10 protein-coding genes are annotated in these 12,075 nt (G+C 70.7%); 5 read left to right on the forward strand and 5 right to left on the reverse strand.

All coding sequences use genetic code 11. From position 1 onward, the window contains the following. Nucleotides 1-147: 147 nt before the first annotated feature. The gene (gene acnA, locus ACFV88_RS10075; protein WP_385488112.1) at nt 148-2,862 is read right to left on the reverse strand and encodes an aconitate hydratase AcnA; all 2,715 of its coding nucleotides are present in this window, start codon (nt 2,860-2,862) and stop codon (nt 148-150) included. Between the two features lie 439 nt (nt 2,863-3,301). Between acnA and ACFV88_RS10080 the strand changes: the two genes are divergently transcribed. Next, nucleotides 3,302-3,817 carry a hypothetical protein gene (locus ACFV88_RS10080; RefSeq protein WP_385488115.1) on the forward strand — a complete coding sequence of 172 codons (516 nt, stop codon included), beginning with the start codon at nt 3,302-3,304 and terminating at the stop codon, nt 3,815-3,817. A 34-nt stretch (nt 3,818-3,851) separates the two neighbouring features. After that, a complete protein-coding gene (locus ACFV88_RS10085) occupies nt 3,852-4,523 on the forward strand; it encodes a hypothetical protein (protein WP_385488118.1) in 672 nt (223 codons plus the stop codon). A gap of 33 nt (nt 4,524-4,556) precedes the next feature. Here the strand turns inward: ACFV88_RS10085 and ACFV88_RS10090 are convergent, their stop codons facing one another. Continuing rightward, nucleotides 4,557-5,219, reverse strand: a complete 663-nt coding sequence (locus ACFV88_RS10090) for a TetR/AcrR family transcriptional regulator (RefSeq protein WP_385488121.1) — start codon at nt 5,217-5,219, stop codon at nt 4,557-4,559. Nucleotides 5,220-5,460: 241 nt separating this feature from the next. On the opposite strand from ACFV88_RS10090, the gene ACFV88_RS10095 reads away from it, so the two are divergent. From ACFV88_RS10095 to ACFV88_RS10105, 3 genes are all read left to right on the forward strand, one after another. After that, nucleotides 5,461-5,952 carry an SgcJ/EcaC family oxidoreductase gene (locus ACFV88_RS10095; protein WP_385488124.1) on the forward strand — a complete coding sequence of 164 codons (492 nt, stop codon included), beginning with the start codon at nt 5,461-5,463 and terminating at the stop codon, nt 5,950-5,952. Between the two features lie 258 nt (nt 5,953-6,210). Next, the gene (locus ACFV88_RS10100; RefSeq protein WP_385488127.1) at nt 6,211-7,740 is read left to right on the forward strand and encodes a helix-turn-helix domain-containing protein; all 1,530 of its coding nucleotides are present in this window, start codon (nt 6,211-6,213) and stop codon (nt 7,738-7,740) included. A 156-nt stretch (nt 7,741-7,896) separates the two neighbouring features. Beyond that, nucleotides 7,897-8,445: a GNAT family N-acetyltransferase gene (locus ACFV88_RS10105; RefSeq protein WP_385488130.1), complete on the forward strand. Its 549-nt coding sequence runs from the start codon at nt 7,897-7,899 to the stop codon at nt 8,443-8,445. Nucleotides 8,446-8,520: 75 nt separating this feature from the next. Here ACFV88_RS10105 and ACFV88_RS10110 read toward each other — a convergent pair whose 3' ends face one another. From ACFV88_RS10110 to ACFV88_RS10120, 3 genes are read right to left on the reverse strand one after another with little or no spacing between them, the layout of a single operon-like run. Continuing rightward, nucleotides 8,521-9,399 (reverse strand): geranyl diphosphate 2-C-methyltransferase, encoded by an 879-nt coding sequence (locus ACFV88_RS10110; protein ID WP_385488133.1) that lies wholly within the window; start codon nt 9,397-9,399, stop codon nt 8,521-8,523. A 16-nt stretch (nt 9,400-9,415) separates the two neighbouring features. Beyond that, entirely contained in the window at nt 9,416-10,612 is a 1,197-nt protein-coding gene (locus tag ACFV88_RS10115) for a family 2 encapsulin nanocompartment cargo protein terpene cyclase (protein ID WP_385488677.1), read from the reverse strand. Continuing rightward, entirely contained in the window at nt 10,609-12,021 is a 1,413-nt protein-coding gene (locus tag ACFV88_RS10120; protein WP_385488136.1) for a family 2B encapsulin nanocompartment shell protein, read from the reverse strand. Before ACFV88_RS10120 ends, ACFV88_RS10115 begins: the two co-directional genes overlap by 4 nt. Between the last annotated feature and the right edge of the window lie 54 nt (nt 12,022-12,075).

The raw sequence follows: 12,075 nt of genomic DNA on the forward strand, positions 1-12,075 counted from the left end.
ATTCTTCGTCACCGTATGATGCGCAGCTCTGCTCAGGGAACAGAGCGCCTGCGATCATGGTCGCAGGCGATGTCTTCCGCCCCGTCGAGCGCGAGCGCCCCGCCCACTGCGCGAGATGCGAGGGACGGAGCGCTCGTTCACGTCAGGTCAAGAACCGGCAAGCCCGCGAAGCACGTACTGCATGATGCCGCCGTTGCGGTAGTAGTCGGCCTCACCCGGCGTGTCGATGCGGACGACCGCGTCGAACTCCACGCCCGTGTCGGTGGTGACCTTGACGGTGCGCGGGGTGACGCCCTCGTTCAGCTCGGTGACACCGGTGAAGGAGAAGGTCTCCTCGCCGGTCAGACCCAGCGAAGCGGCCGTCGCGCCCTCGGGGAACTGGAGCGGCAGGACGCCCATGCCGATGAGGTTCGAGCGGTGGATGCGCTCGTAGGACTCGGCGATGACGGCCTTGACGCCGAGCAGCGCGGTGCCCTTGGCGGCCCAGTCGCGGGACGAGCCGGAGCCGTACTCCTTGCCCGCGAGCACGACCAGCGGGATGCCCTGGTCGATGTAGTTGCGGGAGGCGTCGTAGATGAACGACACGGGGGCGTCGGCCTGCGTGAAGTCGCGGGTGTAGCCGCCCTCGGTGCCCGCCGCGATCTGGTTGCGCAGCCGGATGTTGGCGAACGTGCCGCGGATCATGACCTCGTGGTTGCCGCGGCGCGAGCCGTAGCTGTTGAAGTCGCGACGCTCGACGCCGTGCTCGGTGAGGTACTTGCCGGCGGGGGTGTCGGCCTTGATGGCGCCGGCCGGGGAGATGTGGTCGGTGGTGACCGAGTCGCCCAGCTTGGCCAGCACCCGGGCGCCGGAGATGTCGGAGACCGGGGTGGTCTCCATCGTCATGCCCTCGAAGTACGGGGGCTTGCGCACGTAGGTGGACTCGGCGTCCCACTCGAAGGTGTTGCCGGTGGGGATCGGCAGCGCCTGCCACTGGGCGTCGCCCGCGAAGACGTCGCTGTAGGACTTGTTGAACATGTCCTCGCCGATGGCGTTGGCGACGACGTCGTTCACCTCGGCCTCGGTGGGCCAGATGTCCTGGAGGTAGACCGGCTTGCCGTCCTGGTCGATGCCCAGGGCCTCGGTGGTGATGTCGACCTTCATCGAGCCGGCGAGGGCGTACGCGACGACCAGCGGCGGGGACGCCAGGTAGTTCATCTTGACGTCGGGGTTGATCCGGCCCTCGAAGTTGCGGTTGCCGGACAGCACCGAGGTGACCGCGAGGTCGTGCTCGTTGACGGCCTTGGAGACCTCCTCCGGCAGCGGGCCGGAGTTGCCGATGCAGGTGGTGCAGCCGTAGCCGACCAGGTTGAAGCCGACCTTGTCGAGGTAGGGGGTGAGCCCCGCCTTGTCGAAGTAGTCGGTGACGACCTTGGAGCCCGGGGCCAGGGTGGTCTTCACCCACGGCTTGCGGGTGAGGCCCTTCTCGACCGCCTTCTTGGCCACCAGCGCGGCGGCGACCATGACGTACGGGTTCGAGGTGTTGGTGCAGGAGGTGATCGCGGCGACGGTGACGGCGCCGTGGTCGATCTCGTAGGTGGTGCCGTCGGGGGCCGTGACCTGGGTCGGACGGCTCGGCACGCCGTTGGTGGAGGCCGGGGCGTCGGACGCGGGGAAGGACTCCTTGCCCGCCTCCTCGTCGTCGGCCACGTAGTTGCGCACGTCCAGCGCGAACTGCTGGGCGGCGTTGGCGAGGACGATGCGGTCCTGCGGGCGCTTGGGGCCGGCGATGGAGGGGACGACCGTGGAGAGGTCGAGCTCCAGCTTCTCCGAGAAGTCCGGCTCGGCGGCCGGGTCCAGCCACAGGCCCTGCTCCTTGGCGTACGCCTCCACGAGCGCGACCTGCTGCTCGCTGCGGCCGGTCAGGCGCAGGTACTTCAGGGTCTCGTCGTCGATCGGGAAGGTCGCGGCGGTGGAGCCGAACTCCGGCGACATGTTGCCGATGGTGGCGCGGTTGGCGAGCGAGGTCGCGGCAACGCCCTCACCGTAGAACTCCACGAACTTGCCGACGACACCGTGCTTGCGGAGCATCTCGGTGATGGTCAGCACCAGGTCGGTGGCGGTGGTGCCCGGGGTCAGCTCACCGGTCAGCTTGAAGCCGACGACGCGCGGGATGAGCATCGAGACCGGCTGGCCGAGCATCGCGGCCTCGGCCTCGATGCCGCCGACGCCCCAGCCCAGCACGCCGAGGCCGTTGACCATGGTGGTGTGCGAGTCGGTGCCGACCAGGGTGTCCGGGTACGCCTGGCCGTTGCGGACCATGACGGTACGGGCCAGGTGCTCGATGTTCACCTGGTGGACGATGCCGGTGCCGGGCGGGACGACCTTGAACTCGTCGAACGCGGTCTGGCCCCAGCGCAGGAACTGGTAGCGCTCGCGGTTGCGGCCGTACTCCAGCTCGACGTTCTGCGCGAAGGCGTCGTTGGTGCCGAACTTGTCGGCGATGACGGAGTGATCGATGACCAGCTCGGCCGGGGCCAGCGGGTTGATCTTCGCCGGATCGCCGCCCAGCTCCTTGACGGCCTCGCGCATGGTGGCGAGGTCCACGACGCAGGGCACGCCGGTGAAGTCCTGCATGATCACGCGGGCCGGCGTGAACTGGATCTCCTGGCTGGGCTGGGCCTGCGAGTCCCAGCCGCCGAGGGCCCTGATGTGGTCGGCGGTGATGTTCGCGCCGTCCTCGGTCCGGAGCAGGTTCTCCAGTAGCACCTTCAGGCTGTAGGGAAGGCGCGCGGAGCCCTCGACCTTGTCCAGCCTGAAGATCTCGTACGACTCGTCACCCACGCTCAGCGTGGCACGGGCGTCGAAGCTGTTCGCCGACACGACAGTCTCCTTCTTCATTGCGCGTCTACCGCAATCGCAAATCCTGCCGCCACGGCCTCTCGCCGATCCGCTAAGGTAAGGCTAAGTTAGGTTGACCTTACCGAGTTGGCGGCTGCGGTACGCCTAGGCAGATATCTCGATGTCGAGATAACTCTAGTACATCGCGGCCGCTCGGTCATGCCCGGACCCCGCTTCTCCCCTGCCCGTCACCGTGCGCAGGGCACCGGGTACGAGGCGTTCCCGACCGGCGCCCCGGACTCCCGCGAAGGAGCACCCCGCCCTCCTCGCACCCCTGCGCGGCCACTCCCGCGACCCGGTGCCGACCCCCTCCGCCGGGCGGCCGTCGTCGAGGGTTCCAGTCGGTATCCCGCCACTGGCGAACCGCGGCCTCCGCGGACGGCTAAAGTCCTGGTGCCGAGCACGAACGTCAGGGGGGATCATGCAAGCGCGTCTGGGGCCGCTGGAGCGGTACGCCGACGGAGGGGGCGGATGGATCATCGGGGACCCCAGGCAGGAGGGCGGGGCCTTCTTCGTGCTCCGGGCCGACGGCGCAGCCCACCGTGCGGCCGGGGCGCCGGAGCGGGTGGTCACCTGGGACCGGTTCCTCGATCTCGACACCCTGGTCACCTCGACCCGGGAGAGCCCCCGCCCGACGGGCGCCACCACCGACCTCGCCGGCGAGGTCCCCGCACCCGGCGCCGGGTCCTGCCTCCGGGCGACCCTGCGCGACCCCGACGAGAACTGGGTGGGGAGGTTCAGCCACCACGCACGGCTCTACACCGTGAGCGAGGTGCTGTTGGCGGGTGAACTGTTGCGCCAGACCGTCGAGGCGGGCCACGCGGCATGGCTCGGCGACCTCGGGTGGCTCGACCACACGGTCGGACGGCTCGCACCGCTGGAGCCCCGGACCAACCGGGCCGCCCGCCTCGCGGTGGCCGAGGTGCTCGCGAGCTGAGCCGGCGGGACGGGGAGACCCCCGGGGGGAGCACATGGGACTGGACGTCACCGTCGTCGTCGTGGACTGGCGACGACTGGAGGACACACCGCCCGGCCGGCGGTTGGCGCTCCTGGAGTCCGCGCTCGACGAGGACGCGGACCGGTGCCGTTGCGGTGCGCGCTGCGCGGACGGGCGGTGCGACGGGGGCGCCGGCTGCTGGGACTGCCCCGACTGCGCCGATCCGGACGCGGGGTGGATACCGCCGCGGGCCGCGGGGCAACCCTGGTACCTGGCCTACGAGTTCACGCTGACTTGCGGCTCGTTCAAGCCGCACTTCTGGGCCGGCGAACGCTGGGAAGAGCTGCGGGACGCCCCGGCGGCCCACCGGGTGCGCGGCGCCCTGGACGCCTTCCTCGCGGGTCTCCTCTGGGTGCCGCCCGGCGAGGAGGACACTCCGGAGCCCCTGCTCGCCGCGGTGCCCGACCGGCCGGGCGCCCCGCTGCTGGTCTCGGCCGCTCCCACCGCCGTGGCGCCGCGGGCGGACGCCTGGCGTCGGGCCGCACCGCATCTGACCGATCTGCGCGCACCGTTCGACGCCCGGCCGGCCCGGCCGAACAGCTGGATGGAGACCTACGAGGAGTTCGCCCGGTTGGTGGGCGAATGGGGCGAGGTCGTGACGGCCGCGGAGCACCGCGGCTGGGGCGTGGTCGGACTCGGTCGCTGACGCGCCGGCGCCGACCGGAGCGCGCGGTGGCGGTCAGTCGCGGGCCCAGCGCTCGGTGAAGAGGCGTGCGGAGGGCGGCCCGCCGGGCAGCGGGTCCGTCCCGGGGGAGCGCAGTCCCTCCAGGACCAGGGCCACGATGCGTCGCCGGGCCTGGCGCGCTTCGGGGAGGAGGTCGTCGCGGCCCTGTTTGCGGAGCTGGTCCAGGACGGGCGAGGTACCGAACTGTTCGATGAGGAGCGTCAGGTCCACCGCGGTGACGTCCGGACGCAGGACGCCCGCCCCGCGGGCCCGGTCCACCAGGGCGCCGAACAGCCGGTCGGAGCGCTCGCTCGCCTCCCGCATGGCCTCGGTGACCTCGATGGTCCCGGCGACGGGGCCCAGTGAGCCCTGACCGAACTCGACGCAGGTGACGACGAAGTCCGCGAGGCCGGACCAGGGGTCGGGGTCCGCGAGCCCCCGCTCGGCCGCCTCGGCCCAGTGCTCCACGGACAGTTGGCTGAGCCGCTGGAACAGCTCCTCCTTGGTCCGGTAGCGGCGGTAGAGGCTGCCGATGCCGACGCCCGCCCGCGCGGCGATCGCGGCGACCGAGGCGTGCGCACCCTCGGCGGCGAGGACCTCGCGGGCCGCCTGGAGGAGGGCACGGTCGTTGCGTTCGGCCTCCGCCTGGCGGGGGCCTCGTCGTTCGGAAGGCGTCATACGGCCGCATCGTAATCGGCGGCGCGCCGGCGGTCCGTCGCGGCATCGACCCGGACCGCGGGCGCGCTCCAGGGTCCGCGGCCCGTAGGGGAGTTCGGGCACCCCTGACGAACTGGTCCCCCGCACCCCCTTGCGGAGCGAATCGCTCCGCACCTAAGCTGACGTTCCGACCGGAGCAAAATGCTCCGCAGTTAGGAACCAGCGAACTGCGGGAGCCTCCACAACAGCAGGGAGCGGAGCCATGACCGACACCCGCACGACGTCGACCCCCGGAACCGAAGGGGCCACCGACCCGGACCCCGCGTCCACGACCCCGGACGCGACCGCCCGGGAGGCCGACCTCGCGGAGATACGCCGGGTCGTCTCGGACGCCAGCACCCACCAGAGCGACCCCGAGCGCTTCCTCCCCCTGTACACCCCGGACGCATCCGTCGTGAACTTCGGCGGACGACGGGTACTCGGCCGGGACGCACTCGAACAGGCCATGCACGCCGCACTCGCCTCCCCCCTGGCGAAGGTCCTGACGACGGTGGAGATCCTGGACATCCGCTTCGTCCGCCCCGATGTGGCGGTCGTGGTGAGCGTGAAGCACGTTTCGGACGAACGAGAAGAAAGCGAAGGGAAGCCGCTGCCCGGAACGTCCGGCTCCCTCACCCACTTCCTGGAGAAGAGCAGCGAGCCCGACACCGGCTGGAGGATCACCCACTCGCAGACCACGCCGATCCTGGGCTGAACCGCACCAGCCGCCGCGGGGCCGGCCCCCTCCCCCTGGCCGCCCCGGACGGCGCAAGCCCGCTTGCCGCGCCCCCGACGCACCATCGAGGATCGGAACCAAGAAGCGCCCGGATCCGGACGAGCACGGACGGACCGGGCACCGTGACCCTCCGGTCGATCCAGCCGGGTGACGCCGTCACCCATCCGCGGGCCCCATCAACTCCGATGGCTCACCCTGGCGGTAACTTCATCTCATATCTGAGATAGCCTGCGGCACATGGCAGACGACTACCTCGTACGCATCGGCAAGCTCATCCGTGACGCGCGACAGCATCGCGGCTGGACCCAGTCCCAGCTCGCCGAAGCGCTCGGCACAAGCCAGAGTGCCGTCAACCGCATTGAACGCGGGAACCAAAACATCAGCCTTGAGATGATCGCGCGCATCGGCGAAGCGCTCGACAGCGAGATCGTGTCCCTGGGGTACGCGGGACCCATGCATCTGCGGGTGGTCGGCGGGCGCCGTCTGTCCGGTTCCATCGACGTCAAGACGAGCAAGAACGCCTGTGTCGCGCTCCTGTGCGCCACGCTCCTCAACAAGGGCCGCACGGTCCTGCGCAGGGTCGCCCGGATCGAAGAGGTCTTCCGGCTGCTGGAGGTCCTCAACTCCATCGGGGTGCGCACCCGCTGGATCAACGACGGCGTCGACCTGGAGATCGTGCCGCCCGCCCAGCTCGACATGGCCGCCATCGACGCGGACGCGGCCCGGCGCACCCGGTCCATCATCATGTTCCTCGGTCCGCTGCTGCACCGCATGGACCACTTCAAGCTCCCCTACGCGGGCGGCTGCGACCTCGGCACCCGCACCATCGAGCCGCACATGATCGCCCTGCGCCGGTTCGGCCTGGACATCACCGCGACCGAGGGCCTGTACCACGCCGAGGTCGAACGGGACGCCCAACTCGACCGGCCCATCGTCCTCACCGAACGCGGCGACACCGTGACCGAGAACGCGCTGCTCGCCGCCGCCCGGTACGACGGCACGACCGTGATCCGCAACGCCTCCTCCAACTACATGGTCCAGGACCTCTGCTTCTTCCTGGAAGCGCTGGGCGTACGGGTCGACGGCATCGGCACCACCACCCTGACCGTGCACGGCGTGCCCACCATCGACGTCGACGTCGACTACTCCCCCTCCGAGGACCCGGTCGAGGCGATGAGCCTGCTGGCCGCGGCCGTCGTCACCGAGTCCGAGCTGACGATCCGCCGGGTGCCCATCGAGTTCCTGGAGATCGAGCTGGCGGTCCTGGAGGAGATGGGCCTCGACCACGACCGGTCCGCCGAGTACGTCGCCGACAACGCCCGGACCCGGCTCGTCGACCTCACGGTCCGCCCCTCCAAACTGGAGGCGCCGATCGACAAGATCCACCCGATGCCCTTCCCGGGCCTGAACATCGACAACGTCCCGTTCTTCGCGGCCATCGCGGCGACCGCGCAGGGCAAGACCCTCATCCACGACTGGGTCTACGACAACCGGGCGATCTATCTCACCGACCTCAACCGGCTCGGCGGCCGGCTCCAACTCCTCGACCCGCACCGGGTACTGGTCGAGGGCCCCACCCGCTGGCGCGCCGCCGAGATGATGTGCCCGCCCGCGCTGCGCCCGGCGGTCGTGGTGCTGCTCGCGATGATGGCCGCGGAGGGCACGTCCGTGCTGCGGAACGTGTACGTCATCAACCGCGGGTACGAGGAGCTGGCGGAGCGGTTGAACTCCGTCGGCGCGCAGATCGAAACGTTCCGGGACATCTGACACACGGAGGCCGCCGCGCCCCCATCGACCCGCGTTCCGGGCGGGTCGATGGGGGCGCGGCGGCACGTGGGAAGCCTGCCTGGTCAGGCGGGTGAAGCACCGGGACGCCCCCCGGCTATCTTGATCTCGTCCCGAACAGGCCAGGGAGGTCCCGCCATGAGCAGCACCACGTCGCCCTTCCCCGAGGAGATCGAGCTCGTGGGGGAAGGACTCGTCCTCCGCCCGTGGACGGAGTCGGACCTGGCCGCGATGCCGGACCTGTTCGACCACCCTGACATCGCGTACTGGACGCCGATCGTCTCGCCCTTCGACGCGGCGGCCGCCCGGGCACGGCTGGACCGGAGCCGGCGGCTGCGGACCGAGGGCACCGCTCTCCTGCTCGCCATCACGGTCGACGGCGGCGCACCGCTCGGCGAGGTGATGGTGCGGCGGGCCCCCGAGGGCACGGAAATCGGGTACGCGGTCGGCCCCGCGCACCGCGGCCAGGGCCTGGCGGCACGGGCGGTACGGGTGATGGCCGCGTACGCCTTCGAGCAGTTGGGGGTGGACCAGGTGATCCTGGAGCTGGAGGCCGAGAACGCCGCCAGCGTCGCCGTCGCCGTCGCCGAGAGGACGGGCTTCGAACTGCTCGACGTTCCCCTGATCGCGAGCGAGGACAAGGGGCGGACCTACGCCTTGCAGACCTGGGGCTTGCGTCGCCCGTGAAGCCGCCGCACCCCCGCCCGCCCCGCTGGGACGCGGGTCGGGCGGGGGTGCGGCGGTGCACGCCGGAGCATGCGGTCAGACGCGGTCCGCGGCGATCAGCAGGTACTGGAACGAGCCGTCCCGGTAGGAGTTGATGAACGCCTCCTCGATCCCGGTGACGAGCGAGGAGGTGGCCCTCAGCTCCCAGTACGGCAGGGTCGCCTCCGTCAGGTCCACCACGGCCTGCGGGACGAGACGGTTGTCGGCCATGGCGCGCAGGTACTCCCGACGGGAGTGGATGTTGCACTCGAAGTGCGCGTTGATCTGCGAGACCCACTTGGACGGCTGCCCGTAGACGGGGTTCCAGCAGCCCGTGATGGTGACGTAACGGCCGCCGGGAGCGAGGATCCGCGCGTGTTCGGCGAACAGGTCGTGCAGATCGACGTACATGCTGGACTCGTTGTTCCAGGAGGCCGCGGCCCGCCCGGTCTCGAAGGGCATGTCCAGCATGTTGCAGACCCGGGCCCGTACGGACCCCTCGTAGTCGAGTTCGCGGGCGCGCCCGTTGGCGAAGTCGGCCTGCTTGGCCGAGAGGGTGACCCCCTCGACCTGGCAGCCGAAGCGCCGGTGCGCCATGACCATCGAGCCGCCCCGGCCGCAGCCGGCGTCCACGACTATGTCGTCCTGCTGGACCGGGCCGAGGTGGTCCAGCAGCACTTCGGCCTGGGCGGACTCCAGTCGGTGCAGTTCGTCGATCAGGCGCTGCTCGTACCCGGGTGCGCCGGGGTCACCGAGGGCGGTGCGGTCGACGTCGCCGATGCCGTAGTGGTGGTGGTAGAGGCCGTCGACGTCGCCGAGCCGTAGGTTGACGGGCCTCGCCTCGTGGTTCCAGTAGCGGGCGATGTCGCCCTGGTAGGGCGTCGCGGGCGCGGAGACGAGGCTCTCGCGGGGGGTGGTCAGTTCGGGCGTGGTCACGGACGGTGTTCCTTCCTCACCAGAAGTCCGGCAGGCTGTAGCGGTAGGTGTTGTTCTGGTGCCAGTGGTGGTTGCCGTCGACCCACACGGCGACGCCGCGCAGGAAGCGCACCAGGGTGGGCAGGGGGCAGGCCGCGGCGAGGGCCGCCGATTCGGCCTCGAACGCGTGCATCAGCTCGTTGTGGACCTCGACCGCCTTGAGGTACGCGTCCTTCTCGGTGCGTTCCTCGCGTTCGGCGATCACCACGGGCAGGTTCAGGTGCCGGCCCGGACTGTCGAGTTCCTTGGTGTAGGAGTAGAGGTCGTTGACGATGGTGGTGGCGTTGGAGGCGAGCGCGATCACCCGTTGGAGCTCGGGCCGGGCGTGCAGGTCCGCCGGGAGTTCGTACCCTCCGACGGTGTCGGTGATGGTGGGGCAGGGGCGGAAGTTGTTGAACTGGCGCATCGCCAGGTACTCCCACACCTCGGGGACGTGGTCGGTCTGGTCCCAGGCCGCTTCGGCGAGGTACCCGAGGTGCAGTCGGGCCATGTCGTGCCGGAAGCGGTCCGCCTGGGAGGGCGTGGCCGCCCGCAGGAAGTGCTCCATCGCACAGTGGTAGGCGCGCCGGGGCGCGTCCGCCCTGCGTGACCCCTCCCACGCCGGTGCGTACTCGCCTGTGGTGTGCACCGGGTCGAGCACCGTGTGGGCCAGCAGCAGCCGGCCGCCGAGTCCGACGGGCGAGCCCCCGTGGTCCTCGCAGTAGCAGTCGTCGACCGCGTTCTCGGCCACCATCAGCCGGGCGGCGACCAGCACGTGGTCGGTGGTGGGGGCGTCGGGGTGACAGACGGTCATGTAGCGCCCGACGCCGAAGCCGTCGAACTCCTCCTCCCATTCGGGCGGGTACAGCTCGATCTCCTCGATCGCCCATTCCTTGATCCGACGACTGACCTCGGCGGTGCGGACGGGGTCGGGCTCCGGTACGGGATGGTGGTACAGGCCCGGAACGGGGCGGCCCTCGTCGGCCGGTCCCGTGCGCCGTGCCGGGTGCAGCCCCGACGTGCCCAGACCGGTCGGGCCGCGCAGAATCCGGTGCAGCGCATCGGTGCTCATGGTCGCACCACTACTCCTCGCGTGAAGTGCTCGGTCGCCGGGCGCCGGCGGGGGCCGGAGCCCGGCGCTGCGACTCGGGCCCGACCGCCGCCGGGTCCGGGGCGGCCGGGCGGACGGACTCAGGCGCCGGTACGGGCGATCTGCACGTTCTCCAGCACGCCGAGCGCGTCGGGCACCAGGACCGCGGCGGAGAAGTAGGTGGTGACCAGGTAGGAGATGATCGCCTGCTCGTCGATGCCCATGAACCGCACCGAGACGCCGGGCTCGTACTCGTCCGGGAGGCCGGTGGGGTTGAGCCCGATCACGCCCTGGTTCTCCTCGCCGGTGCGCATCACCAGGATCGAGGTGGTGTTCTCCTTGCTGATGGGGATCTTGTTGCACGGCAGGATCGGCACGCCGCGCCAGGCGGGGACCTGCTGGCCGCCGACGTCGACGTGATCGGGGTAGAGGCCGCGGGAGTTGAACTGCCGGCCGATCGCGGCGATGGCCCGGGGGTGGGCGAAGAAGAACTTGGAACCGCGGCGGCGGCAGAGCAGCTCGTCGAGGTCGTCCGGGGTCGGCGGGCCGGAGTGGGGCTGGATCCGCTGGCTGAAGGCCGCGTTGTGGAGCAACCCGAACTCGCGGTTGTTGATCAGCTCGTACTCCTGGCGCTCGCGCAACGCCTCCACCGTGAGCCGCAGTTGCTGCTCCGTCTGGTTCATCGGCTGGTTGTAGAGGTCGGCGACGCGGGTGTGGACCTTCAGCACGGTCTGGGCGAGGGAGAGTTCGTACTCCCGGGGGTTGAGCTCGTAGTCCACGAAGGCGCCGGGGAGTTCGACCTCGCCGCTGTGGCCAGCGGACATCGCGATCTCCGCCTCGCCGCGCTGGTTCTGCCGGTGTTCCGACAGGGCGCGGAACTCGTGCAGGTGCGCTTGGAGGGACGGTGATCCAGCGATCACGGAGTCGAAGTCGGCGCGGGAGAGGGTGAGCAGGGTGCCCGACGTCCTGGCGACGGCGGTGTACTCCCAGACGGCGTCCGGGTCGAGCAGCGCGTCCTGGCCGAACCGGTCGCCGTCCGCGACCACGCCGGTCACGTTGTCGTCGCCGTACGGGCCGGTGGCGATCTTCTCGATCCGGCCGTGGGCGACCAGGTGGATGCGCTCGGCGGGGGCGCCGCGCTCGGCCAGCACCTCGCCCGCGCGGAAGTCGCGCTGGACGCATCGGCCCGCGAGGGCGGCCAGCACGGCTTCGTCCTCGAAGCCGCGGAGCAGCGCCAGTTCGCCGAGTTCCTGGGGGATGACCCGGACCTCGGCCCCGTCCTGGATGAATTCGATCCGGCCGTCGCCGACCGCGTAGGTCAGCCGGCGGTTCACGCGGTAGGTGCCGCCGGAGACCTGCACCCAGGGGAGCAGCCTGAGCAGCCAGCGGGAGGTGATCTCCTGCATCTGCGGGACGGACTTGGTCGTGGTGGCGAGGTTGCGGGCCGCCGCGGTACTGAGGCTGCTCTGGGGGCGCGGCTCTCCGAGCGCTTCCTGGCTGGTCTCCACGGTCACGGGCAGGGCTCTCCTTCAGGAGGTCGGGCATTGCGGTACACGCGCACGGCGGGG

The organism is Streptomyces sp. NPDC059816 (assembly GCF_042732055.1).
In the GTDB taxonomy this organism is placed as follows: Bacteria; Actinomycetota; Actinomycetes; order Streptomycetales; family Streptomycetaceae; genus Streptomyces.

Bases quoted from the DNA above. Each gene is read 5' to 3' on its own strand.
- ACFV88_RS10080 (WP_385488115.1), top strand. From the start codon at position 3,302: ATGCAAGCGCGTCTGGGGCCGCTGGAGCGGTACGCCGACGGAGGGGGC.
- ACFV88_RS10085 (WP_385488118.1), top strand. From the start codon at position 3,852: ATGGGACTGGACGTCACCGTCGTCGTCGTGGACTGGCGACGACTGGAG.
- ACFV88_RS10090 (WP_385488121.1), bottom strand. From the start codon at position 5,219: ATGACGCCTTCCGAACGACGAGGCCCCCGCCAGGCGGAGGCCGAACGC.
- ACFV88_RS10095 (WP_385488124.1), top strand. From the start codon at position 5,461: ATGACCGACACCCGCACGACGTCGACCCCCGGAACCGAAGGGGCCACC.
- ACFV88_RS10100 (WP_385488127.1), top strand. From the start codon at position 6,211: ATGGCAGACGACTACCTCGTACGCATCGGCAAGCTCATCCGTGACGCG.
- ACFV88_RS10105 (WP_385488130.1), top strand. From the start codon at position 7,897: ATGAGCAGCACCACGTCGCCCTTCCCCGAGGAGATCGAGCTCGTGGGG.